The following is a 26,653-nucleotide window of genomic DNA, read 5'->3' as shown; positions in this document are numbered from 1 at the left end:
CGCCGCCGGGGGACGACGTCGTCCGCTCAGACCAGCTCGAAGCGCTCCATCCCGCCGAGGTAGGGGCGCAGCGCGGCGGGCACGGTGACCGAGCCGTCCGCGTTCTGGTGGTTCTCCAGGATCGCCACGATCCAGCGGGTGGTGGCCAGGGTGCCGTTGAGCGTGGCCACCATGCGGGTGCCGCCCTTGGAGCCGTCCTCCGTGCGGACCCGCTCGCGGATGTTGAGGCGGCGGGCCTGGAACGTGGTGCAGTTCGAGGTGGACGTCAGCTCGCGATAGGTGCCCTGCGTGGGGACCCAGGCCTCGCAGTCGAACTTGCGGGCGGCGGAGAGGCCGAGGTCGCCGGCGGCGATGTCGATCACGCGGTACGGCACCTCGATGGCGCCCAGCATCCGCTCCTCCCACGCGAGCAGGCGCTCGTGCTCCGCCTCCGCGTCCTCCTGTGCGGCGTAGATGAACATCTCCAGCTTGTTGAACTGGTGCACGCGGATGATGCCGCGGGTGTCCTTGCCCGCCGAGCCCGCCTCACGCCGGTAGCACGTGGACCAGCCCGCGTACCGGACGGGGGCGCTCACGTCCATGATCTCGTCCGCGTGGTAGCCGGCCAGGGCCACCTCGGAGGTGCCCACGAGATACAGGTCGTCGCGCTCCAGGCGGTAGATCTCGTCGTCATGCTCGACGTCGAAGCCGGTGCCCTGCATGGTCTCCGGGCGCACCAGGGTGGGCGGGATGACCGGCACGAAGCCGTTCTCCAGGGCCAGGTCCAGGCCCAGCTGCATCAGGGCGAGCTCGAGTCGCGCGCCCACGCCCTTGAGGAAGCTGAACCGGGCGCCGGACACCTTCGCGCCGCGCTCCATGTCGATCGCCCCGAGCAGCTCGCCGAGCTCGAGGTGGTCGCGCGGCTCGAAGCCCTCGGCGGCGAAGTCGCGCGGGGTGCCGACCTCCTTGAGGACCACGAAGTCGTCCTCGCCGCCGGCCGGGACGCCGTCGACGATCAGGTTCGGGAAGGCACGCTGCAGCTCCGCGAGGCGGGCCTCGGCCGCGCCGGCGGCCGACTCGGCCTCCTTCACGCGCGCGGCCAGGTCCTTCACCTCGGCCAGCAGGGCCTGCTTCTCCTCGCCCTTCGCCTGGGCGACGCGCTTGCCGAAGGCCTTCTGCTCCGCGCGCAGCTGCTCGAAGCCCGCGATGGACGAGCGGCGGGACGCGTCCGCCTCGACCACGCGGTCCACGAGGGACGCGTCCTCCCCGCGGGCCTCCTGGGAGGCGCGGTACTTCTCGGGCTGCTCGATGAGGTCCTTGACGTCGATCACGTGCGCCAGCCTAGCGGGCGGGGCCGACGCCTAGACTCGGGGCATGACTCCCGAGTGGTGGATGGCGCTGGCCGCCCTGGTGCTCCTGGCCGTGCTGACCGTCGTCGTGGTGGTGCTGGCGGTGCGCCAGGTCCGCCTCGGCGTGCAGCACGAGCGGACGCGTCTCCTGGTGGACGCCCTCGACGCACGGGTGGGCGGCGTGCAGCGCCGGCTGGAGAAGGTGCCCGGGATCGGCACGGGCCGCCACGAGGTCGCGCTGGTGCTGAACCCCATCAAGACGAACGCGGGCCAGGTGCGGCGCGAGCTCGAGCGGCTCGCGGCGGCGGAGGGCCTCGGCGAGGTGCTCGTGCTCGAGACCCAGGAGGACGACCCCGGCACCGCCATGGCACGGCAGGCCCTCGACGCCGGCGCCCGGCTCGTGATCGCCGCGGGCGGCGACGGCACGGTCCGCACCGTGGCCGAGCAGCTGGCCGGCACCGACGTCGCCCTCGGCGTGGTGCCGCTGGGCACCGGGAACCTGCTGGCCCGGAACCTGGACCTGCCGATCAACGACGTCGAGCAGTGCCTGCGGATCGCCGTGGGGGGCCGGCAGCGACGCATCGACACCGTGGACGTCCGCTTCACGCACGAGGACGGGAGCGTCACCCGGCAGACCTTCACCGTGATCGGCGGCGCCGGCTACGACGCGGACATCATGGGGGACACCAAGGACGAGCTGAAGGACCTGGCCGGCTGGCTGGCCTACAGCGAGGCCGGCATGCGGCACCTGCGCGGCAAGCGGCATGAGGTGACCGTGGCCCTCGACGGCAGTCTGCCCCGCCGGTTCAAGGTGCGCACCGTGATGGTGGCCAACTGCGGGATGCTCACGGGCGGCGTCGAGCTGCTGCCCCAGGCCAAGCTCGACGACGGCCTCCTCGACGTCATGGTCCTCTCGCCCCGGCACGCGCTCGACTGGGCGCGGATCGCCGTGAAGACCGTGACCCGGTCCCGCAGCTCCATCCCCGTGATGCACACGGAGCAGGCGCAGCGCGTGAAGGTGGAGTTCGCCGAGCCGATGCCCTCTCAGCTCGACGGCGACGCCACCGGGGTCATCACCGCCCTCGACGCCCGCGTGCAGCCGGACTCGCTCGTCGTGATGCTCGTGGCCGAGGACGACGCCTCCGTCCGCGACGACGGGGTCTCCGCCGCCGCCCCCGTCCCGGAACCGGCCCCACACATCTGATCCCCCGTCCCCGCTTTCGTTCGGGAAACGGCGGCTTCCCCACCGCTTTCGTTGACGAAACGGACGCCTCATCCACCGCTTTCGTTGACGAAACGGACGCCTCATCCACCGCTTTCGTTGACGAAACGGACGCCGGGGCGGCGCGCGGGCGGGAAGTACGACGACGGCCCGTCGTCGTCGTGGTGATCGTCCCGTGTCGGCAACGAAAGTGGCCCCAGGGCCTCCCGTTTCGTCAACGAAAGTCCCTCGGGGCCCGCCGTTTCCCGAACGAAAGTGGCCCTGGGGCCGCCGTTTCCCGAACGAAAGTGACGCCCCGGGCCTCAGCGGGAGCGGAGGGACTCCACCCAGGCGCGGCCGGAGCGATACGCGGCGTCGGTGAACTCGGCCGGCACCCTCGTGGGCACGGGCTCGGCCTGCGCGTACGAGCCCAGGAACCGCAGGTCGGGGTACTCCCGGTACAGGGCCGCCAACGCATCACCCACGCGGGCCTCCGCCAGGTGCCCCTCGAGGTCGAGGGAGAAGAAGTATCGCCCGATGCCCTCGCCGGTCGGCCGGGACTCGATGCGGGAGAGGTTCACCCCGCGCGTGGTGAACTCGGCCAGGATCTGCCCGAGGGCGCCGGGCCGGTCCTCCGGCAGCGGCACCACCAGCGTGGTCTTGTCCGCTCCCGTCGGCGCGGGCAGGGCCGTCGGCCGGGAGAGCAGCACGAAGCGCGTCACGGCGCCCGGCACGTCCTCGATCCGCTCGGCGAGCACCGGCAGTCCGGTCTGCTCGGCCACGAGCGGGGCGCACACGGCGGCGTCGAAGTCGCCCTGGGCCACGAGGCCGGCCCCGGCCGCCGTCGACGGGGCGGGCGTGAAATCCACACCCGGCAGCGCCGTCTCGGCCCAGCCGCGCACCTGCGCCCAGGCGTGGGGGTGCGTGGTCACGCGCCGCACGTCCTCGATCGCGACGCCGGGCCGGCCCACGAGCACGAAGCTGATGGGCACGTGCACCTCCGCGAGGATCTGCAGCGTCTCCCCGAGGGCGATCTCGTCCACGGTGGCGGAGACGCCGCCCTCCACCGAGTTCTCGATGGGGACGACGGCGCGGTCCACCTCCCCTCTGCGCAGCGCCGCCACGGCGCTCAGCACGGACCCCGCAGACACGAACTCGGCCTCGGCCGGGTCCGCCACCTTCCGCAGGGCGGCCTCGGTGAAGGTGCCGGCCGGGCCGAGGAAGGCGTAGCGCAGGCGCGACGGTGTCGCGTCAGCGGAGCCCGTCCCCGTCACTTGACGGTGGGCTCGGCGTCGCCGTCGGCCTCCATCGGCTTGCCGGCCTCGAGCCACGCGCCGGAGCCGCCGGCCACGTTGATGGCCGAGTAGCCGCGGCCGGTCATGAACTCGGCGGCGCGGGCGGAGCGGCCGCCTGTGCGGCAGATCAGGTAGTAGTCCGTGTCCGGGTCCAGCTCCTCGAGCCGGTCCGGCAGCTGGCCCAGCGGGATGTGCTGGGCGCCGGCGGCGCGGCCCAGGGCCCACTCGTCGTCCTCGCGGACGTCCAGGATGGTTGCATCGGCGGGGATCTCGTTCACATCGACGGTCTCGAAGGCGCTCATGGCTTCAGCGTAGCCACCCGCCCGGACGTCCCAGGAAGGCCCCGCCGTCCATGACCCGGCCCACGCCCGTTAGGCTCGGCCGCATGCAGACCTCCGACGCCGCACCCGCCGCCGACGACGACCGCACCCCCTCGGCCCCCGGCCCGGCCCGGCTCCTGGACCGCTCGGCCGTGCGCCTGCGGCAGGATCTCGCCGCCGGGGAGCTGAGCGCCCGGGAGGTCACGGAGGCGGCCCTCGCCGCGGCCCAGGCCCACGCGGACCTCGGCGCGTTCGCCCTCCTCGACGCCGAGGGGGCCCGGACCCGTGCGGCCGAGCTGGACGCGGCCCACCCGCGCGTCGCGCCCCGGGCCGTGCCCGGTCCGCGCACCTCCCCCGCCCCGGACGACGACGGCGCCCCCGCCTCCCTGCACGGCCTTCCGCTGGCGTACAAGGACCTGATCGACGTGCGCGGGATGCCCACGCGGTTCGGCTCCGCCCTGCTGGCCGACGCGCCGCCGGCCGCGCAGGACGACCCGCTCGCGCTCCGCCTGCGCGCGGCCGGCACGGTCACCCTCGGCAAGACGACCGTGCCCGAGTTCGGCCTGGACTCCTACTCGGAGAACCTCGTCACGGCGCCGGCCCGCAACCCCCTGGACCCCACCCGCACCGCGGGAGGCTCCTCGGGTGGGGCCGCGGTCGCCGTCGCCGCGGGGATCCTGCCGTTCGCCCCGGGCTCGGACGGGGGCGGGTCCATCCGCATCCCCGCCGCGGCGTGCGGGCTCGTGGGCCTCAAGCCCGGTCGCGGGGAGCTGCCGATGGACGAGCACGCGGACACGGTCCGCAACCTCACGGTCTCGGGCCCGCTGGCCCACACGGTCGAGGACGCCGCCCTGCTCTACGACGTGATGCTCACCCCCGAGGGCCTGCCCGGCCGGGTGCTGCCGGACCTGCGCCGCACCGTGGAGACCGCCCGGGCCGGGGACGCCGTCGACGCCCGCCGGATCGGCGTCACCACGGCCTCGCCGTTCGCCCCCGACCTGGAGATCTCCCTGGCCCGGCCCGCCCTCACCGCCCTGACGAAGGCCGCCGCCGCCCTGGACGCGGGCGGCCACGCGGTCGAGGACCTCTCCCCCTACTACGGCGAGGACTACCACCGGGACTTCCGCACGGTGTGGACCGCCGGGCTGCTCCGGGCGCCGCTGCCGGAGGACGCCGAGGCGCACGTGGGCGCGGTGGCCGCGCACTTCCTGCGCACGGCCCGGGCCGCAGGGCGCGCCGAGATCGACGACGCCGCCCACCGGCTCGAGGAGTGGTCACGCGGGGTGCGGGCGCAGTTCGCCGCCGTCGACGTGGTGATGACCCCGGCGCTGGCCACCGCGCCCCCGCCGGTCGGCCACTTCCTGGCGATGGAGCCCGAGGCCAACTACGAGGCGCAGTGCGCGTTCACGCCCTACACCTCGATGGTCAACGTGCTCGGCCTGCCCGCGGTCGCGGTGCCCGTGCTCCGGGACGAGCGGGGCCTGAACTGGTCCGTCCAGCTCATCGGCCGGCCCGGCACGTCCGCGCCCCTGCTCGCCCTGGCCGCGCACCTCGAGCTGCTGCTGGCCGGCTGAGCCGGCCGGTCAGGTCGAGGTGTAGTCGCTCACGGACATGCCGGCGATCACCAGGATCACGAGGAACACGACGGCGAGCAGCAGCAGCGCGAGGGACACGTAGTTCATCACGAGGCCGGCGATCGCCATGCCGCGGCCGTGGGGCTCGCGCTTGAGGCCCAGGTGTCCGAGCACCACGCCCACGATCGGCGGGAGGAGGAACGTGAACCCGCCCACCACGGAGATGATGCCGAGGATCATGGACGCCACCGAGCGGCCGATTCCCTCGGTCTGGCCGGGCTGCAGCGGGGCTCCGAAGCCGTAGCCGGGCGCGCCCTGCCCGTAGCCGTAGGCGGGGACGGTGGTCGCGTCCTGGCCGTACCCGTACGGCTGCCCGTAGGCGGGGCGGGTCTGCTCCTCCTGCTCGGCGTACGAGGGGGCCTGGTCCCAGGCGGTGCGGTCGGCGTCGCCGGGCCAGCCGGCGGCGGAGGAGCCGGTGCCGGAGGAGCCCGCACCGGCCTCGGACCCGTACCAGCTCGGCCGGGCGCCCTCGCGGCGCGGGTCGTGAGAGGCGTGGGGGTCGGTCATGACGGTCCTTCCGGTTCGGGGCGTCGCGGTCCGATGCCGAGTCTTGGCGGTGCCCCCCAGACCCGGCCCGGCCCCGCACCCCTGCTCCACGGCCGGCCTCACCCGGGCCGGCCCACCGCCTTGAGGTACCCGGAGAACCCGCCGGGGGTCCGCCCCTCCAGGCGGGACGAGGTGAGCACGCGGGTGGTGTCGGTGGCGATCACGCGCACCCGGCGGCCGTCACCGCCGTCGCGCTCCCCCGCCAGGGCCCGCACGGCCTCGGCCAGGCCGACGTCCTCGTGCTCGGCCACCGGCGGGAACCCGCCCACGGCCTCGTACAGCGACCACGGCAGTCCCAGGTTCGCCCCGTGCACGTGCGGGTGCCCCTCCTCGTGCCGGTAGCCGCGGAGCCAGGCCTGCCGCAGCGGCCCCTGGCGCACGTCCACCGTGCCCAGCACGAGCACCTCGTCGCGGCCGGCGGCCACGGTCTGCGCCAGCAGCCAGTCGGCGGGGACGCGGCTGTCCGCGTCGGTGGAGGCGAGCCAGAGGCGTTCGGCGGGCACGTCGGGGAACAGCGCGCGGGCCCGGCGGGCGCCCTCGACGCGGGCCCGCCCGACGCCGGCCTGCCCGGCGGTCGGCTCCCCCAGTTCGAGGACGTGGATGCGCGGGTCGGCGGCGCGGGCCTCGAGGGCGGCGGCCACCGTGGCGTCGTCGCAGCGGTCTGCGGCGACCACGACCGCGGCCGTGCCCTGCGCGTGGTGCTCCTCCCAACGGTCCAGGGCGGCGGTGAGGGCCGCGAGCGCGGCCGGCAGCCGCTCCTGTTCGTCCTTGGCGGGCACCACGACGACGGCGTGGGTCGCGGCGGCGGCCCGCACATGGAGGCTGAGCCGGAAGTCGTCCTCTACGAGCTCGGTGCGCAGCCGCCAGCGCGGGTCGGCGGCGACACGCGCGTGCACGGCATCCCCGTCCAGTGGCCAGCCCTCGATGGGGTGGCGCCAGTGGCACAGCAGCAGCTCGCCGCCGGGGGCGAGCGCGGCGTCGGCGTCGTCGATCAGCGCGTCGAGCTCCTCGGGCTGCAGGAAGTAGCCGATCTCGGAGGCGATCACGAGGTCCGCGCCGGCGACGTCGGCCGGCCAGTCCGCGGGCAGCACGGCACGGCGCACCTCGGCGTGCGGCGCGTCGGCCAGCCGGGCGGCGGCGCGATCCACAGCGATGTCGGAGGCTTCGAGGCCGACCACGCGGTCCGCGCGCGCGGCCACGTCCGCGGTGAGCACGCCGATGGACGCGCCCGCCTCCACCACGGTCCCGTAGCGGGGCCGGGGCAGGGCGGCGAGGGTGAGCGCCCGCTTGCGGGCCTCGTACGGCGAGCTGAGGTAGCGCCACGGGTCCTCCTGGGCCCGGTAGAGCCGGTCGAAGACGGCGGCGGCCCGGTGGGCGTCGGCGTCGTCGGGGCCGGAGACGCGGTGGGCCTCGAACGGGCGCTCGTGGTGGGCGAGCACGGCGGGGCCGAGGATCGCCTCGTCGCCGGGCGCGGCGGAGAGGGGCCGGACCTGGGAGGCGTGCGCGTCGAGGGCGGCGCGGCGGGCGGCACGGTCGTCTTCGGTGAGCGGCAGCCGTCGGTAGCGGCGGGCGGGCAGGTCGGCCGGGTCGGCCCAGTGCCAGAACCAGATGGGGAAGGCGTAGAGCGGCAGGTCGCACTCGCCCGCGACCGCGCCGACGGCCCGGCCCACGGCCTCGTGGTCCGCGTGGCCGTCGCCCGGGTCGTGGGAGGCGAGCACGGCGGGACCGGGGTGGGCGTCGAGGGCCGCGGCGACGGCGTCGCGCACGGCGTCCTCGTGCTCGGCCACGCCGGAGTCGGGCAGGGCCAGGGACGCCCACGTCAGCCGGTCCCGCGCCGGGGTGCCGGGGCCCGCGGAGGCGGGCAGGCCGGCGGCGAGGGCGTCGAGGGCGTGCTCCATCTCGTCCCGGCGCAGCCGGACCAGGTCCGCGGGCGTGTGCGTGGGCGAATGCGGGTGGGAAGCCTCGCCGGCGGTGGCGACCAGCACGTGCACGCGTGCCCCGCCGCGCAGGGCGGAGCGGATCAGGCCGGTGGCGGCGAGGGTCTCGTCGTCCGGGTGGGCCACGGCCACGAGCAGCAGCGTCTCCGCGTCCCAGACGGGCAGGCGCAGCTCCGGCAGATCGCCGACGCCGCCCTCGGCCCAGGCGGCCTCGGACGTGCCGTCGTCGGTGTGGGAGAAGCTCACCACGTCCAGCCGCCGTCGGTCTCGCCGGTCAGGAGTGCGGCGCCCAGCCGGGCGTCGTCGCGGTGTCCGTGGTGCTGGCGCAGGTAGACCTGCAGGTCGGCGACGGCGCGGGCGTGCGCGGCGCTGCCGGTGAGCGGGCCGGGGCCGGTGGCCTGCCCGACGACGTCCATCACCTCGGTGCACAGCTGCGCCACGGTGCCGCGGATCCGGTCGGCCTCGACCATGCCGCGGCCGTGGTCCAGGCGGCCGGCGTCCACGTCGTCGGCGGCACGGGCGAGCAGGGCGGCCATCGCGTGGAGCAGCCGGTCGACGCGGCCCAGCGCGGCCTGGCCGATCTGGTCGGGGCCCGGTCCGCGGCCCTCGGCCTGGGCGGCCGCGCGGGCCGCGGTGGCGTTCCGCAGGGTGCGGGCGATGCCGACGGCGCCGCCGAACCACACCGCCGCCACGCCGATGCCGCCCCACGCGAAGCCGGGCCGGCGCAGGTACCACTCGGCGCCGCCGACGGCGCTGCCGGGGACGGCGTCGAAGGCCAGGCCCACCGTGCGGATCGGGGCGAGGCCGAGCGCGGGCCAGGCCGAGTCGGTCTCGGCGACGCCGGGGTGGGACAGGTCCACGAGCACGGCACGGCGGGTGCCGTCCGCCTCCCGGCCGGTCACGACGGCGGCCGCGCACCGGTCCGCGAGCGAGCACCACGGCTTCTCGCCGTCGAGCAGCCAGGCGGTGTCGGGGCCGTCCGAGGCGGGGCGCAGGGCCGGGGTGCGGCCGCCGGACTCGGAGGCGTAGACGCCGAGCAGCCCGGCCGGGGCGGGGACGCCGGCCTGGGACAGGATCGAGAGCGCGTCCAGATGGGGCTCGAGCACCCGGGCGGCCGAGAGGTCCTGCGCGGCGACGGAGGCGAGCAGCTCCCACTGCTCGCGGGTGCGCCCCGCGCCGGTCAGCGGCAGGTCGAGCGGTGCGGCGTCCTCGCCGGACGGGGCACCGGAAGCCGCACGGAGCAGCTCGACCATCGCGTCGACGTCGCCGTCGCAGGCCTCGGCGGCCGTGAGGAGGGCCTGCTCGGCCGGGCGGTCCACGGCTCCACCCGGGACGAGGCGGACGGGCTCGGGTTGGGCCATGGGTGGGGACCTCCTCGTCGACGGCGCCCGGGCCGGTGCGCCCCGGGGTCGAGGATTCACCGTAGTCAGCACGGGCACGGCGGGGAATGGCCGGTGCGCCGGGGGCGAAGCGGCCCGCCCTTTCTTGACATGTTCCAGAGAACCGGCTGGGATCGACTGGCATGGAGACCACGACGCGGGACGAGGATGAGCGCACGCTGCTGCGCGGCGTCGGCCTGCGCGTGACCCGGCCCCGCCTGGCGGTGCTGACCGCCCTCGCCGACCACCCCCACGCGGACGCGTCCACCGTGCTGGCCGCCGTCCGTCGGGCCCTGCCCGGCACCTCGCACCAGGCCGTCTACGACTGCCTCCACGCGCTCACCGAGGCCGGGCTCGTGCGCTCCCTGCAGCCCGCCGGCTCCCCGGCCCGCTACGAGATCTGCACGGGCGACAACCACCACCACCTGGTGTGCCGCGGCTGCGGCACGGTCGTGGATGTGCCGTGCCGCACCGGCTCCGCCCCGTGCCTCGACGCCCCCGAGGACCACGGCTTCGCGGTCGACGAGGCCGAGGTCTATTACTGGGGGCTGTGCGCCGGCTGCCGGGAGTGACCGTCGGCGTCGTCCCGCTGGGCCGCGCGTCTTCCCCCGTCCGCCCGCCCGTGCCAAGGTGTGGCACATGACCGAGAACACCGCCGCCCTGCCCGCCGCCGAGCGTCCCGGCACCCCCGCCCTGCCGCAGGACCTGATCGACGTCGACGCCCTCCTGGAGGCGTACCGCACCGGTCACCCGGACCCGACGGACCCGGCGCAGAAGGTCGTGTTCGGCACCTCCGGCCACCGCGGCTCCGCGTTCACGACCTCGTTCAACGACGACCACATCGCCGCCATCACGCAGGCCGTGGTCGAGTACCGCGCGCACCACGGGATCACGGGGCCGGTCCTCGTCGGCAAGGACACGCACGCCCTGTCCGGGCCCGCGCAGGACACCGCCGTCGAGGTGCTGCTCGGCAACGACGTCGAGGTGCTCGTCGACTCCCGCGGCGGCTACACGCCCACCCCCGCCGTGTCCCACGCGATCCTGCACCTGAACGCCGGGCGCGAGCTGTCGCCGTCGGGCTTCGCGGTGGACGGGGACAACGCCGGCCTCGTGGACGGCCTCGTGATCACCCCCTCGCACAACCCGCCCGCGGACGGCGGCTTCAAGTACAACCCGCCCCACGGCGGCCCCGCGGACACCGAGGCGACCACGTGGATCGCCGACCGCGCCAACGAGCTGCTCGCCGGCGGGCTGGCGGGCGTGCACCGGGTGGCGGGCGCCGACGTCGCCGGCCACGCGAAGCTGGGCGGCTTCGACTTCCTGGACCGGTACGTGTCCGATCTGCCGCAGGTGATCGACGTGGAGGCGATCCGCGAGGCGGGCGTGCGCATCGGCGCCGACCCCATGGGTGGGGCGTCCGTGGCGTACTGGGGCGAGATCGCCGACCGCCACGGGCTGGATCTGACCGTGGTGAACCCCGAGGTCGACCCGCGGTTCGGGTTCATGACCCTGGACTGGGACGGCAGGATCCGCATGGACTGCTCGTCGCCGAACGCGATGGCCTCGTTGATCGAGCGGATGACCCCGGACGCGGACGGGCAGGTGCCCTTCGACGTTGCCACCGGCAACGACGCCGACGCGGACCGGCACGGGATCGTCACCCCCGACGGCGGGCTGATGAACCCGAACCACTACCTCGCCGTGGCCATCGACTACCTCTACCGCCACCGCGACCAGTGGCCCCAGAGCGCGGGCGTGGGCAAGACCCTGGTGAGCTCCTCGATGATCGACCGCGTGGCCGGGGACCTGGGCCGCGAGCTCGTGGAGGTGCCGGTGGGCTTCAAGTGGTTCGTGCCGGGCCTGCTGACGGGCACCGGCGTGTTCGGCGGCGAGGAGTCCGCGGGCGCGTCCTTCGTGCAGTTCGACGGCAGCCCGTGGTCTACGGACAAGGACGGGCTGCTGCTGTGCCTGCTGGCCGCGGAGATCATCGCCGTGACGGGCCAGTCCCCGTCCGAGCGGTACCGCGACCTCGTGGCCCTGCACGGCGACCCGGCGTACGCGCGCATCGACGCCCCCGCGACCGCCGAGCAGAAGGCGAAGCTGAAGACCCTCTCCCCCGACGACGTCCCGGTGACCGAGCTGGCCGGTGAGACCATCCTCGCGACGCTGACCAACGCCCCGGGCAACGACGCCCCGATCGGCGGGCTCAAGGTGGTCACGCAGCACGCGTGGTTCGCGGCGCGGCCCTCCGGCACCGAGGACGTCTACAAGATCTACGCGGAGTCCTTCCGCGGCCCCGAGCACCTGACGCAGGTGCAGGCGGAGGCCCAGCAGCTGGTGGACGCGGTCATCGGCTGACCCCCACCCCCGCCCGCTTTCGTTCGGGAAACGGCGGCGTGTCGCACCGCTTTCGTTCGGGAAACGGCGGGGCGCGGGCCGTTTCTCGAACGAAAAGGCCCTGGGGGCGCCGTCTTCCACACGAAAGTGCGCGGGTCGCGCGGGGACGACGACGGCGCCACGCCCTGCCGTCGCACAGGGCCGCTCGGTAGCGTGGCCGACATGAGCACGCAGCCCCCCGGTCTGACCACCGACTCCCCCGACGCCCCCGACGACGATCCCGTCCGCGAGCCGTTGCCCACCGAGGCCCTGCCGATCGCGCCGGCCGGGCCCCGACCCGAGGAGCCGCGGGCCGCCGTCGAGCGTCTGCGCGCCGCCGCCCGCTCCCGCGCCGCCCACCCGCGCGCGGTGCGGGTGCGCCAGCTCAAGGGCCTGAAGCGGATGCTGACCGAGCACGAGGACCGGTTCGTCGCGGCGCTCGGCACGGACCTGGGCAAGCCGGCCACCGAGGCGCTGATCACGGAGATCGTCTCGGTGCGCTCCGAGGTGGACCACTCGCTGCTGCACCTGACCGACTGGATGGAGCCGCGGCCCGTGAAGCTGCCGCTGGCCCTGCGACCCGCGAGCGCGGAGGTCCGGCCGCGGCCCAAGGGTCTCGTGCTGGTCATCGGCGCGTGGAACTACCCGGTGCAGCTCGCGCTCGCCCCGGTCGTGGGCGCGCTGGCGGCCGGCAACACGGTGGTGCTCAGCCCGTCGGAGAAGGCCCCGGCCACGGCGGCGGCGCTGCGGGAGCTGGTGCCGCAGTACCTGGACTCCGCGCTGGTCTCCGTGGTGGCGGGCGGCAAGGAGTGCAACACCGCGCTGCTGGCGGAGCCGTGGGACCACATCCTCTACACCGGCGGGGAGCGCGTGGGCCGGATCGTCTACGAGGCGGCGGCGAAGACCCTCTCCCCCGTGACGCTCGAGCTGGGCGGCAAGTCGCCGGCGGTGGTGACACCGTCGCGGAACACGGGCGCGATGGCCCGCCGCATCGCGTGGGCGAAGTTCACCAACGCGGGCCAGACGTGCGTGGCCCCGGACTACGTGCTGGCCGTCGGCGAGGCCGCGCTGCGCCAGGTGACCGCCGAGCTCCCCGCAGCCCTGCGCGAGTTCTACGGCGACGACCCCCGCGCGTCGAGGGACTACGGCCGGCTCATCTCCGCCGAGCACGCGGAGCGGCTGCGGGAGATGCTCCAGGCGGACCTCGACGCCGGCGCCGAGCTGCTCGTCGGCGGCGACGTGGACGTGGCGGGGCGGTACATGGCGCCGACCGTGGTGACGGGCGTCAAGCCGGACGGTGCGCTCATGCAGGAGGAGCTGTTCGGCCCGATCCTGCCCGTGCTGACCGTGGACACCTTCCAGGACGCCCTGGACTTCATCGCGGAGCGCCCGCACCCGCTGGCCGCTTACCTCTTCACGGACCGGCCCAGCTACCACCGCGCGTTCGACGACCAGGTGCAGGCCGGTGGCCTCGGCTACGACGTCGGCCTGCTGCACGCCGGCATCGCGACGCTGCCGTTCGGCGGGATCGGCGCGTCCGGGATGGGCGCGTACCACGGCATCCACGGGTTCGAGACGTTCTCCCACCTGCGCCCGTCCATCACGAAGTCGGACCAGGTGGACACGCTCAAGACCGCCTACCCGCCGTACGGGCGGATGAAGCGGGCGCTGCTGCCGAAGATGCTCTGAGGGGGCGGGGATCAGCGCTGCGGCCAGAACCCGCGGCGGGAGTACACCTCGGCGAGGACGTCGGCACGGTCGGTCATGACGCCGTCGACGCCGAGGTCGAGCAGGCGCTCGATCTCCGCGGGCTCGTCCACGACCCACACGTGCACCGGCAGGCCCGCCGCGTGGCAGCGGCGCACGAAGTCGGGGGTGGCCACGGGCACGCGGCCGTGCCGGACGGGCACCTGCACGCAGTCGACGTCGAGGGCGTACCGGCGCAGCCAGCGGGTCAGTCCCAGCGGGCCCAGCGTCACGAGCGCCGCGATGGCGGCCGCCCCGCCCGACGTCGCCACCCGCTCCGGCCCGTACGCCCGCTCGGGGTGTCCGAGGCGGGCGAGGGCGCGTCGGAAGAGGCGGCGCCGCGAGTCGTGGAACGAGGCGACGAGCACGCGGTCCCAGGCTCCGTGCTCGGCGAGGATGCGGGCCAGGGCCGGGGCCGCCGCGCGGTCCTTGAGGTCCACATTGAGGCGTGCCTCGGGGAGCGCCGTGAGCAGCTCGGTGAAGCGCAGCAGCGGCTCCCCGCCGACCGTGACGTCCGCCAGCCGCTCCCACGTGTGGTCGCGCAGCCGGCCGCGGCCGGTGCTGACGCGGTCCAGGGTGTCGTCGTGGAAGACGACGAGCTCGCCGTCCGCCGTGGTGCGCACGTCCAGCTCGAGATAGGTGAACCCGGCGGCGTGGGCGTCCACGAACGCGGCGAGGGAGTTCTCCCGGTCGACGGCGGCGCCCCGGTGCGCGAACCCCAGCGGGTGGCCGCGACGGGCGGGGACGGAGTCGGTGAGGTAGGCGGGGGGCGAGGTCGGACGCACGGGATCACGGTAGCGGGGACGGGCGGCGGGGCGCCCGCCGCCGCAGCCGGGAACGCCAGAGGAGGGGCCGAAGCGCCCGCCCTCAGTCCTCCGCCGGCAGCTCCAGCATGGGCCGGTGCTCGAAGAAGGTCTGCAGCACCACGGTGGTCCGGGTGGACACCGACGCCGTCTGGCGGATCTCGGTCACGAGGGCCTCGAGCTCGCGCGGCGAGCCCACGCGCACGAAGAGCATGTACGCGGCGTCGCCGGCCACGGAGTGGCACGCCTCGATCGCCGCGATGGACTCGAGGAGCTCGGGGGCGTCGTCGGGCTGGCGCGGGTCCAGCGGGCTGATCTCGATGAACGCGGAGAGCGGCCTGCCCACGGCCTCGGGGTCGAGCAGCGCGCGATAGCCCGTGATCACGCCCGTGCTCTCGAGCCGGCGCAGACGCGCCTGCACGGCGGAGGTCGAGAGGCCGATCCGCTCGGAGAGCTGGGCGAGCGTGGCGCGCGGGTCATGGGAGACGGCGGCCGCGAGCCGCACGTCGACAGGGTCGTCCATGCGCCGCACGCTATCAGCCGGCCCCGGCCGCCGGGTTGACAGCCCCGTGCGCTCATGGAAACCTTCCGGCAAGTGATCCGCGTCACCGGATATTTTCCGGCGCTTCGACCTCAGGAGGGTTCCATGTCCACCACTCTGCAGCCCACCCGGGCCGACGTCGTCGTCCCGGAGACCCCGGCCGACGCGCGCACCGTCGAGACCCACCCGGCCTGGCTCCGCCTCAAGGCCGCCGCCACCGCCCTGCAGCCCCTGCAGGTGAAGGACGGCTCCATCCCGGACCCGGCGGACCACGCGGCCGCGCGCGAGCACGTGGAGACCATCGTCGCCGCCGTCGAGGAGCTCGCCCCGCTCTTCCCGCACGACGCCGCCTACCTCGCCGCCCTGCCCCGCGACTTCGCCCGCTGGGCCGACGGCGGCTTCGCCGAGCCCGACTTCCTGGACTCCCTCGTCGCCTTCCAGCCGCAGGAGCACCGCGTCGACGGCGTCCGGCACCTCGTGGTCTTCCCGATGTACACGCAGAACGGCTCCCCGGACCGGCACGTGGAGGCCCTCGTCGTCGAGACCATCTGGCCCGAGTTCATCGCCGAGCTCGAGGCCGGCGACTACGGCAACCGCCTCTTCCTCTCCCTGCGCCTGATCGACTTCACGCCCGGCTACGACACGAACTCGGCGGTCCTCTTCCCCGAGACCGTGGCCATGCGCGAGATCCCCACCTTCACGTGGGGCGCCATCTTCCAGGACCGCGAGGCCGCCCGCTTCCGCCGGGTCGTCACCGCCGCCGCCGAGATCACCCAGCTCGAGCTCCCGGCCGAGCTCGCCGAGCTCCTCTCCAGCCAGGAGCTCGCCGAGGGCACCTTCGTGATGTGGGACCTCATCCACGACCGCACGCACATGCGCGGCGACCTGCCCTTCGACCCGTTCATGATCAAGCAGCGCATGCCGTTCTTCCTCTACACGCTCGAGGAGATGCGCTGCGACATGACCGCCTTCCGCGAGTGCGTGGCGATCGAGCGCCGCCTCACGGCGCGCGCCGCCGCGGGCGAGCAGCTCACCGCGCTCGAGGAGCAGACCCGCCGCCACGCCGGGCTCGTGCAGCACGCGGTCCTGTTCGACCGCGTCTTCCGCTTCGCCCTCACCGGCTCCCGCGTCCGCAACTACGACGGCCTCGGCGGCCAGCTGCTCTTCGCCTGGCTGCACCGCAAGGACGTGATCCAGTGGCGGGACGTCGCCCTCAGCGTGGACTGGGACCGGCTCGCCGACGCCGTCGTCGAGCTGGGCGACGCCATCGACACGCTCTACTGGGAGTCCATCGACCGCCCCAAGACCGTGCACTGGCTCCAGGCCTACGAGCTCGTGGCCTCCGTGGTCACCCCGCACCCGGCCTCCGTGTGGGCGCAGGGCCTGCCGCGCGAGGTGCTCGCCGGCCCGCCCAAGGGCTACACCGACCTCGTGCTCGACGACGAGTTCCCGCTGTCCATGTTCTTCGAGGCCCTCGAGAAGAAGATGAGCGGCGTCATCGAGTCCACCGCCGGGATCCGCGGCACGGACGCCTGACCCGTGGCCGCCCTGACCGACCGTGTGGTCCTGATCGCGGGCGCCACGAGCGTCTCGGGCCGGGTCGCCGCCCGCGCGCTCCTCGACGCCGGCGCGCACGTCGTCGCGACCGGGCGCGACGCCGCGAAGCTCGCCCCGCTCGCCGGTCTCGGCGCCGAGACCGCGGCCCTGGACCTCACGGACGAGGCCACCGTCCGCGGCCTCGTCGAAGACCTGCACGCCCGCGGCACCCGGATCGACGGCCTGCTCCACCTGGTGGGCGGCTGGCGCGGCGGCGGGGGCCTCGCCGGCCAGTCCGAGGAGGACTACCGCGCCCTCGAGGCCTCGTTCACGGCGCTGCGGCACGTGAGCCGGGCCCTCGACGACGACCTGCGGGCCTCGTCCGCCGGACGCCTCGCGATCGTCTCGTCCACGGCGGTGACCCGGCCGCTCGCCGGCGGCGCGAACTACGCCGCGGTGAAGGCGGCGAGCGAAGCATGGACCCGCGCGGTGGCGCAGGGCTGGGCCCAGGCCGCCCGGGACGCGGAGACCCCGCTGCGCTCGGCGGCCGTCGTGTTCCGCGTGAAGTCCCTCGCCGGGCTCGAGGAACGGCTGGCCGAGGAGTACATGCGACTGTGGGAGGCTGAGGCGGGCGCGCTGAACGACGCCGTCCTCACGCTCCAGGAGAAGGGAACGTAACTGACATGCAGAGGATCCACGATCCGCAGGAGCGGGGCTTCGCCTCGGACAACTATTCCGGCGTCCACCCGGAGGTGCTCGCGGCGCTCGCCGAGGCCAACGGGGGCCACCAGGTCGCCTACGGCGAGGACGTGTACACGGCGCGTCTCCAGGAGGTCGTGGCCCAGCACTTCGGCAAGGACGCCACCGCGTGGCCGATGTTCAACGGGACCGGGGCGAACGTCGTCGGGCTCCAGGCCATGCTGCCCCGCTGGGGCGCGGTGATCTGCGCGGACACCGCGCACATCCACGTGGACGAGGGCGGCGCGCCCGAGAAGTCCGCCGGCATCAAGCTGCTGCCCGTGGCCACCGACGACGGCAAGCTCACCCCCGAGCTGATCGCCGCCGAGGCCTGGGGCTGGGGTGACGAGCACCGCGCCCAGCCTCTGGTCGTCTACCTCACCCAGTCCACCGAGCTCGGCACGGTCTACACCCCGGACGAGGTCAAGGCCATCACGGACTACGCCCACGAACACGGGATGCGCGTCTACATGGACGGCGCCCGCATCGCCAACGCCGCGGCCTCCCTGGGCCTGCCGCTGCGCGCCTTCACCACCGACGTCGGCGTGGACGTGCTCTCCCTCGGCGGCACCAAGAACGGGGCGCTGCTGGCCGAGGCCGTCGTCGTGCTCGACCCGGACGCCGCGGACGGCCTCGTGTACCTGCGCAAGAACCAGATGCAGCTGGCCTCGAAGATGCGCTTCGTCTCGGCGCAGCTGCTCGCGCTGTTCGACGGCGACCTGTACCTGCGCTCCGCCCGCCACGCCAACGCCATGGCCGCCCGGCTGCGCGCCGGCATCGAGGCGGGGGTCGCCGACGGCTCGCTGGCCGGCGTCGAGCTCACGCAGGCCACGGACGCCAACGCCGTGTTCGCCGTCCTGCCCGAGGGCGTGGCCGACCGGCTGCGCGCCCGCTTCCGGTTCTACGACTGGGACGCGGCGCGGCGCGAGGTGCGCTGGGTGTGCGGCTTCGACACGACCGAAGAGGACGTGGACGCGTTCACGGCCGCACTGCGCGCCGAACTCGCCCCCGCCGCCTGACGGGCGCTCCCGGCCGGGATACCCTTCTACCACCTTGCAGCAGGGTGGGATGCCGCGGCGTTCGACGCGCGTCCGACCGCTCTCCCACCGAAAGGCCACCGTGGACACCAGCGCACCCCGGACGTCCCCGTCGACGCCGCCCGCCTCCGCCGCCCACGCCACCCCCGAGGGCGGCTCCCTGCGGCGCACCCTCAAATCCCGGCATCTGACGATGATCGCGATGGGCGGCGCCATCGGCACGGGTCTCTTCGTGGCCTCGGGCAACACCATCGCGACCGCCGGCCCCGGTGGCGCCCTCGTGGCCTACGTGGCCATCGGCTTCATGGTGTTCCTGCTGATGCAGTCGCTCGGTGAGATGTCCACGTACCTGCCGGTCTCCGGCGCGTTCGAGGAGTACTCGACCCGCTTCGTGAGCCCCTCGTTCGGCTTCGCCATCGGCTGGAACTACTGGTACAACTGGGCGATCACGGTGGCCGCCGAGCTCGTCGCGGCGGCCCTGATCATGCGGTACTGGCTCCCGGACGTGCCCTCGTGGATCTGGTCCGCGATCTTCCTCGCGCTGCTCTTCGGCCTCAACGCCCTCTCCACGCGCGCCTACGGCGAGAGCGAGTTCTGGTTCTCGCTCATCAAGGTCGCCACGGTGGTGATCTTCCTGGTGCTCGGCGTCCTGATGATCGTCGGCATCCTCGGCGGCTCCTCCCCCGGCTTCCACAACTGGACCGACGGCGAGGCCCCCTTCGTGGGCGGCGGCGCCGGCATCCTGGCGATCTTCATGGTGGCCGGCTTCTCCTTCCAGGGCACCGAGCTGGTCGGCGTCGCCGCGGGCGAGGCCGAGGACCCGGAGAAGAACGTGCCCAAGGCGATCCGCACCGTGTTCGTGCGCATCCTGCTCTTCTACGTCGGCGCGATCACCGTCGTCGGCTTCCTCATCCCCTACACCAGCCCCCACCTGCTGGGCAGCGACGTCGAGGACATCTCGATCTCCCCGTTCACGCTCGTCTTCGAGAACGCGGGCGTGCTCGCCGCCGCCTCCGTGATGAACGCCGTGATCCTCACGGCCATCCTCTCCGCGGGCAACTCGGGCCTGTACGCCTCCACCCGCATGCTCTGGGCCCTGGCCGACTCCGGCAAGGCCCCGCGCTTCCTGGCGAAGGTGAACCGGCGCGGCGTGCCCATGAACGCCCTCTACGCCACCACCGCGGTGGGCGCGGCGTGCTTCCTGACCACGTTCATCGGGGACGGCGCCGCCTACGTGTGGCTCGTCTCCGCCTCGGGCCTGGCCGGGTTCATCGTGTGGATGGGCATCGCCTGGAGCCACTACCGGTTCCGGCGGGCCTACGTCGCGCAGGGCCACGACCCGAAGGACCTGCCCTACCGCGCGTTCCTGTTCCCCCTGGGCCCGATCGTCGCGCTGGTCATGTGCGCTGTCGTGATCCTCGGGCAGAACTACCAGGCATTCATGGGCGACGTGGACCTCGTGGCCGTGGCCACCGCGTACATCGGCCTGCCCCTGTTCCTCGCGCTGTGGCTCGGCCACAAGCTCGTCACCGGCTCGAAGCCGGTCCGCTACGAGGACGCCGACCTCACCCGCGTCCTGGACTGAGTCCCCCACCCCGGAGGTCGCCGTGTCCGCCCGCTCGTCCCACGTCCCCGCCGTCACCCCCACCGCCCGCGGCCGCCTGGTCTGGGTGGACGTCGCGCGCGGTCTGGCCCTGGTCTCGATGATGGTCGCCCACACGGCGCCCACCGGCGGCCCGGGCGGGGTGCTCCACCTCTCCGAGCACCTCACCGCGCCCCTGTTCGCGGCGCTCGTGGGCGTGGGCGCGCGCCTCGAGGCGGAGTGGCTGGGCCGTGGCCGGGCCGTGTCCCGCGCGCTCGTGCGGGCGGCCGCCCTGTTCGGGGCGGTGTGGCTGACCGGGCACTTCGGGGCGGCCGTCGTGAACGTGCTGGCGCACCTGGCCGTGCTCACGGTGCTCATGGCGCTGCTGGCCGCCCTCCCGCTCGGCGCGCACCTCGTGCTGGCCCTCCTCAGCGGCGGGGGCGGCCTCCTGCTCGCCGCCACGCCGACGGCCGACGTCGTCGACCGGCTCGTCCCCCTCGCTCAGGCCCTCGGGCTGAGCCGCGCGACGCTGACCCCGTGGGTCTCCGCGTTCCTCACGGACGGCCCGTACCGTCTCCCCCTGTTCCTCGCGTGGGCGCTGCTGGGGGCGGTGCTGGTCGCCACCGTCCACGGCACGACGACGGCGGCCCCGGCCCGGCGCGCACGGCTCACGGGGCTCGCCTGGGCGGCCGGGGGGATCGCGCTGGCCGGCGTCGTGCTGGCCCTGTCCCGGACGCAGACCGGCGCCGCCCCCGTGCCCTACACGGCGACCCCGGCGGAGGCCCTGCTGGACACGGGCCTCGTGCTGACCGTGCTCGGCGGGTGCGCGGCCCTGGCGCCGCGGTGGGCCGGGCTGCTGGCCGTGCCCGGCGCGATGACGCTGTCCGTGTACGTGGCGCACCTGTGGTACCTCGGCTGGGTGCGGGGGCTCGGACCCGGGCCGTGGCGCAGCGCCACGGGCACGGACGACACGTGGTTCAACCTGGCCGTGCTGGTGGCCGGCGCGCTGCTGCTGCCGCTGCTGTGGCGGGCCGTCGTGCGTATCGGCCCGTTCCGCGCGGGGCCGCTGGAGGGCGTCGTCCGCCTGCTGACGGCCCCGTTCGACCGCGCGCGCTGACCGACGTCCACCCCAGCGGGTAGCCTCGAGAGCGTGAGCGAGCGAACCACCTACCTGCTGATCGACGGCGAGAACATCGACGCCACCCTCGGCACGTCCATCCTGCAGCGGCGCCCCCAGCCCGACGAGCGGCCGCGCTGGAAGCGCCTGCTCGGCTACCTCGAGGACCGCTGGGACCAGCCGGTCAAGGGCCTGTTCTTCCTCGCCATCGACGGCGAGATCCCCATCCCGTTCGTCCAGGCGCTCACCGCCCTCGGCTTCCAGCCGATCATGCTACGCGGCGAGGGCAAGGTCGTGGACATCGGCATCCAGCGCACCGCGGAGGCGCTGCTGGGCCGGGAGGACGACGTCGTCCTCGTCAGCCACGACGCCGACTTCGCCCCCCAGCTCACCGACCTCGCGGCCACGCCGGGCCGGCGCACCGGGATCATGGGCTTCGAGGAGTTCCTCTCCCACGAGCTGCGCCGCATCCCCGGGGTCGAGTTCTTCGACCTCGAGCACGCGGTGGGCGCGTTCGACTCGTCCCTGCCGCGCCTGCGCGTGATCGACGTCGAGGCGTTCGACCCGTACGAGTTCCTCTGACCCGCCGGGGGCGGCCCGCGGCTCCTCGCGAGTTTATAGACGCGGAGATAGTTCTGCCCTTACGATAAACTCGTGACTAAACTCGACGAAGTGGCCCGCGCCCTCGATGCCCTGGAGCGGGGGGCCACCGCCGCCGACCTGGAAAGTCAGACCCTCGACTTCAAACGTGACCCGGCCACCGTGGCGGAATTCCGCGGCAACCCGCGCGCCCAGCTCATCGACGAATTGACGACAGCCGTCATCTGCTTCGCCAACGCAGACGGTGGTCACATCGTACTGGGAGTCGACGACAAGTCGAGCGGCCCGGAAGCCTTCACGGGCACCTCGGCCGACCGCAACGATTTACGCGCGAGATTGCACCACAACACCACACCGCCCGTGACGGTGGACATCCGTGAGGAGCACCGTCACGAGCATCGGATCCTCGTGATCCGCGTCGTCGAAGGCCTCGACCTCGTGACGAATTCCAAAGGCGTCGCGCATCAACGCCGGGGGACCGACTGCCATCCCATGTCGGAAGCGGCTCGACGCCACCTCGGCTACACCCGTCGGAATCCGGACTTCACTGCGCGCCGCTCCGAACGGGGCCCCAAGGACGTCAGCAGCGATGCCCTTGACCATGTGCGAGATCTGTTGCGCCGACTCCCGGACCTTCGACGCCAGCTCGCGGATCTGCACGATGACGACCTTCTCCGCAGTCTGGGGGCGGTCGACGGCCAAGGAAACCTACTCGTGGCGGGAGAGCTCGTCTTCTGCCCACCAGATCATGACACCGTGGACTTCTTGACCCGCCCTGCACCCGGAGCCGAGCCTTCGACACGCCGGCTGCGACTCCCCGTGGCCCAGGCACTCACCACCGTCATGGGGCTCATCAACACCGCCATCAATCCGGAAGTGACCTCGATCCCCTTGCCGACGGGTCAGGAACTGGCGCTCCCCGACTTCTCGCCCCTCGCCGTCGAGGAAGCGGTCACGAACGCGCTGGTCCACCGTGACTACGGAGTGCGGGACCGCGTTGTCATCGACCACAGTGCCACCACCTTGACGGTGCACTCTCCAGGCTCGCTCCCCTACGGCGTGGATCCGGACCGTCTCCTCAGCACCGTGTCGACGCCGCGGAACCCGCAGTTGATGTCCCTCCTCCAACAGCTCGGACTCGCAGAGCGCACCTCACGAGGCATCGATCGGATGTTTCGGGAGCAAATCCGAGTGGGGCAAACGCAGCCGGTCATCGAGCCGGATGACTATTCCGTGACCGTGCGGTTCAGCACCGGCGCGCCGAACCGCGCATTCGCCCGTTTTCTGGCCACCCTGCCGCCTGAGCTACGCGAGAATGTCGATGCCATCCTCCTCCTCGATCACTTGTGCCGACGGCCTTCTCTCTCCGCCGACGAAGCGGCGCGCATTCTGCAGGTTCCCGTCGACGAGGCCTCTCATCGCGTTGATACACTCTCGACGGCGCCGCACGCGCTGTTCGAACGCTCTTCCTCACCATCGAGTCGGAAGGCCGCATGGCGGCTCCTCCCTCTCACCGCAGCCGGCTTGGGGACGGCGGTGACACACAGGACCAAGGCAGACCAGGCGCGGCGACGGGTCGAGGCGCACTTGGACGAATACGGCTGGATCACAAACAAGACCATCCGAAACATGTTCGATCTGGACGTCCAGCAGGCCCGCCAACTGCTCGCGGACCTGCGCGATGCCGGTGTCGTCATGAAGGATCCTGCGGGCCCGGAACGCGGCCCGACCGTCCGGTGGCTCATCGCCAAGAAGTCGCGTCGTAGGAGATGAGTTCCTCTGACCGCCGGGGGCGGCCCGCGGCTCAGTCCGCGGGCAGCTCCAGCAGGCGTTCGACGGTGGCGGCCACCCCGTCGTCGTCGCACGCCCCGACCACGCCGTCCGCCGCGGCCAGCAGCGACGGGTGGCCCGAGGCCACGGCCAGGCCGAGACCGGCCCACTGGAGCATCTCCAGGTCGTTGGGCATGTCCCCGAACGCGACGACGTCGGCCGGCGCGACCCCCTTGCTCGCGGCGAACTCGGCGAGGGTCGCGGCCTTGTGCACGCCCGGCGCGGACATCTCCACGAGCGCGATGCCGGGCGCGGAGTGCGTGGCGCTCACGAGCTCGTCCAGCTCGGCGCGGGCCGCGGCGAGGAAGGCGTCCGGGGCCAGGGTGTCCGAGCGGGCCAGCAGCTTCACCACGCCCAGCCGACCCGGCAGCGCGGCCTCGAGCGTGGCCGCCGCGTGGACCTCGGCCCGGAACTCGGCGCGCTCGGAGAACGCGTGCTCCCAGAAGAAGCCCTCGAGGGTCTCGGCGCCGAAGGACACGGTGCGGTCCAGGGCGCGCAGCCGGTCCGTGGCGGTCCACACGGCCTCGACGGGCATGGGGTGGGCGATCAGGACGTCGTCCGTGGCGGTGTCCACGACGACGGCGCCGTTGGAGCAGATCACCGGGCCGACGGGACCGAGCTGCGCGCTCAGCGGGCCGAGCCAGCGCAGGGGGCGGCCGGTCACGAACACCACCTCGACGCCGGCGTCGTGGGCGTCCCGCAGCGCCGTGATGGTGCGCGGGCTCAGGCGCCCCGACCGCGTGTGCCGGTACCCGATGATGGTGCCGTCCAGGTCCGTCGCGATCATCCGCGGACGACGCGAGGGCAGGGGCAGGGCGGGCATGCGCCCAGTCTAGGCCGGGGCCGTGCGGCGGGCCGGGGTGTCCTCCGCGGGCGAGCAGGGGCACGATGGGGGCGTGGACACCGCACAGCAGACCACCGCACAGGACACCGCCCCGGACCCCGCGTCCACGACGCCCCGCACGGTCACTGTCACCGGCGCCGCAGGCAACATCGGCTACGCGCTGCTCTTCCGCATCGCCGCCGGCGGGATGCTCGGCCCGGACACCCCGGTCCGGCTGCGCCTGCTCGAGATCCCGGCCGCCCGGGGCGCCGCGGAGGGCACCGCCATGGAGCTCGCTGACGCGGCCTTCCCGCTGCTGGCCGACGTGGAGGTCACGGACGACCCGGCCCGGGCCTTCGACGGGGTCCAGCACGCGCTGCTCGTCGGCGCGCGGCCGCGCACGAAGGGCATGGAGCGCGGCGACCTGCTCGAGGCGAACGGCGGGATCTTCGGGCCGCAGGGCCGGGCGATCAACGACCACGCGGCGCAGGACGTGCGGGTCGTCGTCGTCGGGAACCCGGCCAACACCAACGCGCTGATCGCCGCCGCGCACGCCCCGGACGTGCCGGCCGAGCGCTTCACGGCGCTGACCCGGCTGGACCACAACCGGGCCGTGGCGCAGCTGGCGGCGCGGGCCGGCGTCGCGGTGACGGACGTGGCCGGTGTGACGATCTGGGGCAACCACTCCGCCACCCAGTTCCCGGACCTCACCCACGCCCGCGTGCGGGTGGAGGGGACGTGGCGGCCGGCGCTCGAGGTGGTGGACCCGGTGTGGGCGGGCGAGGAGTTCGTGCCGCGCGTGGCGAAGCGGGGCGCGGAGATCATCGAGGTGCGCGGGGCGAGCTCGGCGGCGTCGGCGGCGTCCGCGGCGATCGACCACATGCGCGACTGGACTCTGGGCACCGGCGTGGACGCGGACGGCGCGTCCCGCTGGACGTCCGCGGCGGTGGTCTCGGACGGCTCCTACGGGGTGCCGAAGGGGCTGATCAGCTCGTTCCCCGTGACCTCCGACGGCGGCACCGCGTGGCGGATCGTGCCGGGGCTGGAGCCGGACGAGTCCGTGCTGCCGGGTGAGGGCGGGCGGCTGGCCGCGACCGTCGCCGAGCTGGAGGCCGAGCGCGACGCCGTGCGAGGGCTGGGCCTGCTCTGAGGCGGCCGGGATCTTCTGCGTTTCCGACCCTTCTGGGGGCGTCCCCACCCGCCGGAAGGGTCAGATGCGCAACAGATTCGTGCGGGGACGGGCGAGCGTGGGATCAGTCCGCCAACTCGGCCCGCGTGGGCGGGTCCGCGCCCGGGCGGGAGGCCGTGATCGCCGACGCGCGGGAGGCGTAGATCAGCACCGACTCGACGTCGGCCGGGTCCATCGCGTGCAGGCGGCCGCGGTTCGCGGCGCCCAGCAGGGAGCGGTCGTCGAGGGCGGCGAGCAGGGCGGCGGTGAACGAGTCACCGGCGCCCACGGTGTCCGCGACGTCCACGGGCACGATCGGCCGCTCCACCACGCCGTGCGCGCTGACGGCCACGATGTCCTCGGCGCCGCGGGTCATCACCACGAACGCCGGGCCCATCTGCTGCCACGCCTGCAGCGACTCGCGCAGCGGGCGGTCCGGGTACAGCCACGCGATGTCCTCGTCCGAGGCGTGCACCACGTCCGCCAGCCGCACGGACTCCTCCGCGCGGGCGCGGGCGAACGCCCGGTCCGGCACGATCGTGGGCCGCACGTTGGGGTCGTAGCTGATGGTCGTGACCGCGGAGATCCGCTCGAGCAGGGCCATCACCTCGGCGTCGCCGGGGGCGAGCATGGTGGCGATGGAGCCGGCATGCATGTGGTGCAGGGGGCCGCCGGCGGCGTCGTCGAAGTCCCGGGCGAGCGCGGCGGCGGGCGGCAGCGTCCAGTCCAGCTCGAACTCATAGCTGGCGGCGCCCGTGGGGTCCAGGCGGGCGGTGGCCACGGAGGTGGCGGCGGCATCCGGCCCGAGCAGGCAGCGCACGCCGTTCTCCCGCAGGTGCGAGGCGATCATGTCCCCGTGCGCATCGCGGCCGAGGCGGCCGGCGAACAGGACGGGCCGCTCCAGCCGGCTCAGGCCCACGGCCACGTTCAGGGGGCTGCCACCGACGTGCACGCGAGGGGTCGCGGTGTCCGAGACCACGACGTCGACGAGCGCCTCTCCGATCACACCACAGTACTGAGCCACGCGCCCCACGGTACCCTAATCACCGGCGCGGAACCGGGGCTGTGCGCAAGCTTCCAGGCCCCCGAGAAACGCCCGACACCCCCATCCCCGAC

23 protein-coding genes are annotated in these 26,653 nt (G+C 74.0%); 13 read left to right on the top strand and 10 right to left on the bottom strand.

Features of this window, described 5'->3' with window-relative positions; translation table 11 throughout:
• Positions 1–26 precede the first annotated feature (26 nt).
• Positions 27–1,310: a serine--tRNA ligase gene (gene serS, locus J1M44_RS03535; protein WP_044659866.1), complete on the bottom strand. Its 1,284-nt coding sequence runs from the start codon at positions 1,308–1,310 to the stop codon at positions 27–29.
• 43 nt (positions 1,311–1,353) lie between these two features.
• On the opposite strand from serS, the gene J1M44_RS03530 reads away from it, so the two are divergent.
• A complete protein-coding gene (locus J1M44_RS03530; RefSeq protein ID WP_098471061.1) occupies positions 1,354–2,532 on the top strand; it encodes a diacylglycerol/lipid kinase family protein in 1,179 nt (392 codons plus the stop codon).
• A 320-nt stretch (positions 2,533–2,852) separates the two neighbouring features.
• On the opposite strand, the gene pheA is transcribed toward J1M44_RS03530, so the two are convergent.
• Positions 2,853–3,803, bottom strand: coding sequence for a prephenate dehydratase (pheA, locus tag J1M44_RS03525; RefSeq protein WP_010079683.1), 951 nt, complete (start codon positions 3,801–3,803; stop codon positions 2,853–2,855).
• Positions 3,800–4,126, bottom strand: coding sequence for a rhodanese-like domain-containing protein (locus J1M44_RS03520; RefSeq protein WP_002858251.1), 327 nt, complete (start codon positions 4,124–4,126; stop codon positions 3,800–3,802). Before J1M44_RS03520 ends, pheA begins: the two co-directional genes overlap by 4 nt.
• 83 nt (positions 4,127–4,209) lie before the next feature.
• Between J1M44_RS03520 and J1M44_RS03515 the strand changes: the two genes are divergently transcribed.
• Positions 4,210–5,718: an amidase gene (locus tag J1M44_RS03515; protein ID WP_144824988.1), complete on the top strand. Its 1,509-nt coding sequence runs from the start codon at positions 4,210–4,212 to the stop codon at positions 5,716–5,718.
• 9 nt (positions 5,719–5,727) lie between these two features.
• Here the strand turns inward: J1M44_RS03515 and J1M44_RS03510 are convergent, their stop codons facing one another.
• From J1M44_RS03510 to J1M44_RS03500, 3 genes are all read right to left on the bottom strand, one after another.
• Positions 5,728–6,285, bottom strand: a complete 558-nt coding sequence (locus J1M44_RS03510) for a DUF4190 domain-containing protein (RefSeq protein WP_065572774.1) — start codon at positions 6,283–6,285, stop codon at positions 5,728–5,730.
• A gap of 98 nt (positions 6,286–6,383) precedes the next feature.
• Positions 6,384–8,507 carry a PIG-L family deacetylase gene (locus tag J1M44_RS03505; RefSeq protein ID WP_144824987.1) on the bottom strand — a complete coding sequence of 708 codons (2,124 nt, stop codon included), beginning with the start codon at positions 8,505–8,507 and terminating at the stop codon, positions 6,384–6,386.
• Entirely contained in the window at positions 8,504–9,622 is a 1,119-nt protein-coding gene (locus J1M44_RS03500) for an acyl-CoA hydrolase (protein ID WP_144824986.1), read from the bottom strand. Before J1M44_RS03500 ends, J1M44_RS03505 begins: the two co-directional genes overlap by 4 nt.
• 161 nt (positions 9,623–9,783) lie before the next feature.
• On the opposite strand from J1M44_RS03500, the gene J1M44_RS03495 reads away from it, so the two are divergent.
• The 3 genes from J1M44_RS03495 (at position 9,784) to J1M44_RS03485 (ending at position 13,705) form a co-directional block, all read left to right on the top strand.
• Positions 9,784–10,212, top strand: a complete 429-nt coding sequence (locus tag J1M44_RS03495) for a Fur family transcriptional regulator (RefSeq protein WP_002858246.1) — start codon at positions 9,784–9,786, stop codon at positions 10,210–10,212.
• Positions 10,213–10,279: 67 nt separating this feature from the next.
• On the top strand, positions 10,280–11,998 hold the full coding sequence (gene pgm / locus J1M44_RS03490; RefSeq protein WP_144824985.1) for a phosphoglucomutase (alpha-D-glucose-1,6-bisphosphate-dependent): 1,719 nt from the start codon (positions 10,280–10,282) through the stop codon (positions 11,996–11,998).
• 201 nt (positions 11,999–12,199) lie between these two features.
• Entirely contained in the window at positions 12,200–13,705 is a 1,506-nt protein-coding gene (locus J1M44_RS03485; protein ID WP_144824984.1) for an aldehyde dehydrogenase family protein, read from the top strand.
• 11 nt (positions 13,706–13,716) lie between these two features.
• On the opposite strand, the gene J1M44_RS03480 is transcribed toward J1M44_RS03485, so the two are convergent.
• Together J1M44_RS03480 and J1M44_RS03475 are read right to left on the bottom strand one after the other, a co-directional pair.
• Positions 13,717–14,547 (bottom strand): glycerophosphodiester phosphodiesterase family protein, encoded by an 831-nt coding sequence (locus tag J1M44_RS03480; protein WP_206480548.1) that lies wholly within the window; start codon positions 14,545–14,547, stop codon positions 13,717–13,719.
• Between the two features lie 82 nt (positions 14,548–14,629).
• Entirely contained in the window at positions 14,630–15,088 is a 459-nt protein-coding gene (locus J1M44_RS03475; protein WP_144824982.1) for an Lrp/AsnC family transcriptional regulator, read from the bottom strand.
• Between the two features lie 123 nt (positions 15,089–15,211).
• Here J1M44_RS03475 and J1M44_RS03470 point away from each other — a divergent pair, with 123 nt between their 5' ends.
• The 7 genes from J1M44_RS03470 (at position 15,212) to J1M44_RS03440 (ending at position 23,489) form a co-directional block, all read left to right on the top strand.
• Positions 15,212–16,642: a DUF6421 family protein gene (locus J1M44_RS03470; protein WP_144824981.1), complete on the top strand. Its 1,431-nt coding sequence runs from the start codon at positions 15,212–15,214 to the stop codon at positions 16,640–16,642.
• 3 nt (positions 16,643–16,645) lie between these two features.
• The gene (locus J1M44_RS03465) at positions 16,646–17,320 is read left to right on the top strand and encodes an SDR family NAD(P)-dependent oxidoreductase (protein ID WP_144824980.1); all 675 of its coding nucleotides are present in this window, start codon (positions 16,646–16,648) and stop codon (positions 17,318–17,320) included.
• A gap of 5 nt (positions 17,321–17,325) precedes the next feature.
• A complete protein-coding gene (locus J1M44_RS03460; RefSeq protein WP_002858235.1) occupies positions 17,326–18,399 on the top strand; it encodes a threonine aldolase family protein in 1,074 nt (357 codons plus the stop codon).
• A 100-nt stretch (positions 18,400–18,499) separates the two neighbouring features.
• Positions 18,500–20,002, top strand: coding sequence for an amino acid permease (locus J1M44_RS03455; protein WP_446724871.1), 1,503 nt, complete (start codon positions 18,500–18,502; stop codon positions 20,000–20,002).
• A gap of 22 nt (positions 20,003–20,024) precedes the next feature.
• Positions 20,025–21,116, top strand: coding sequence for a hypothetical protein (locus J1M44_RS03450; protein WP_144824978.1), 1,092 nt, complete (start codon positions 20,025–20,027; stop codon positions 21,114–21,116).
• Between the two features lie 33 nt (positions 21,117–21,149).
• Positions 21,150–21,698, top strand: a complete 549-nt coding sequence (locus J1M44_RS03445) for an NYN domain-containing protein (RefSeq protein WP_002858225.1) — start codon at positions 21,150–21,152, stop codon at positions 21,696–21,698.
• A gap of 72 nt (positions 21,699–21,770) precedes the next feature.
• A complete protein-coding gene (locus J1M44_RS03440; RefSeq protein WP_049160718.1) occupies positions 21,771–23,489 on the top strand; it encodes an RNA-binding domain-containing protein in 1,719 nt (572 codons plus the stop codon).
• A 31-nt stretch (positions 23,490–23,520) separates the two neighbouring features.
• Here J1M44_RS03440 and J1M44_RS03435 read toward each other — a convergent pair whose 3' ends face one another.
• Positions 23,521–24,369, bottom strand: a complete 849-nt coding sequence (locus J1M44_RS03435; protein WP_002858222.1) for an HAD family hydrolase — start codon at positions 24,367–24,369, stop codon at positions 23,521–23,523.
• A 73-nt stretch (positions 24,370–24,442) separates the two neighbouring features.
• On the opposite strand from J1M44_RS03435, the gene J1M44_RS03430 reads away from it, so the two are divergent.
• Positions 24,443–25,519 (top strand): malate dehydrogenase, encoded by a 1,077-nt coding sequence (locus J1M44_RS03430; protein ID WP_144825015.1) that lies wholly within the window; start codon positions 24,443–24,445, stop codon positions 25,517–25,519.
• A gap of 103 nt (positions 25,520–25,622) precedes the next feature.
• On the opposite strand, the gene J1M44_RS03425 is transcribed toward J1M44_RS03430, so the two are convergent.
• Positions 25,623–26,543 carry a carbohydrate kinase family protein gene (locus J1M44_RS03425; RefSeq protein WP_144825041.1) on the bottom strand — a complete coding sequence of 307 codons (921 nt, stop codon included), beginning with the start codon at positions 26,541–26,543 and terminating at the stop codon, positions 25,623–25,625.
• Positions 26,544–26,653 lie beyond the last annotated feature (110 nt).

This window comes from Micrococcus sp. KRD128, from assembly GCF_017168395.1.
Lineage (GTDB): Bacteria > Actinomycetota > Actinomycetes > Actinomycetales > Micrococcaceae > Micrococcus > Micrococcus luteus.
Note: the sequence above shows the minus strand (reverse complement) of the source record. Positions and strands in the feature narration are given on the sequence as shown.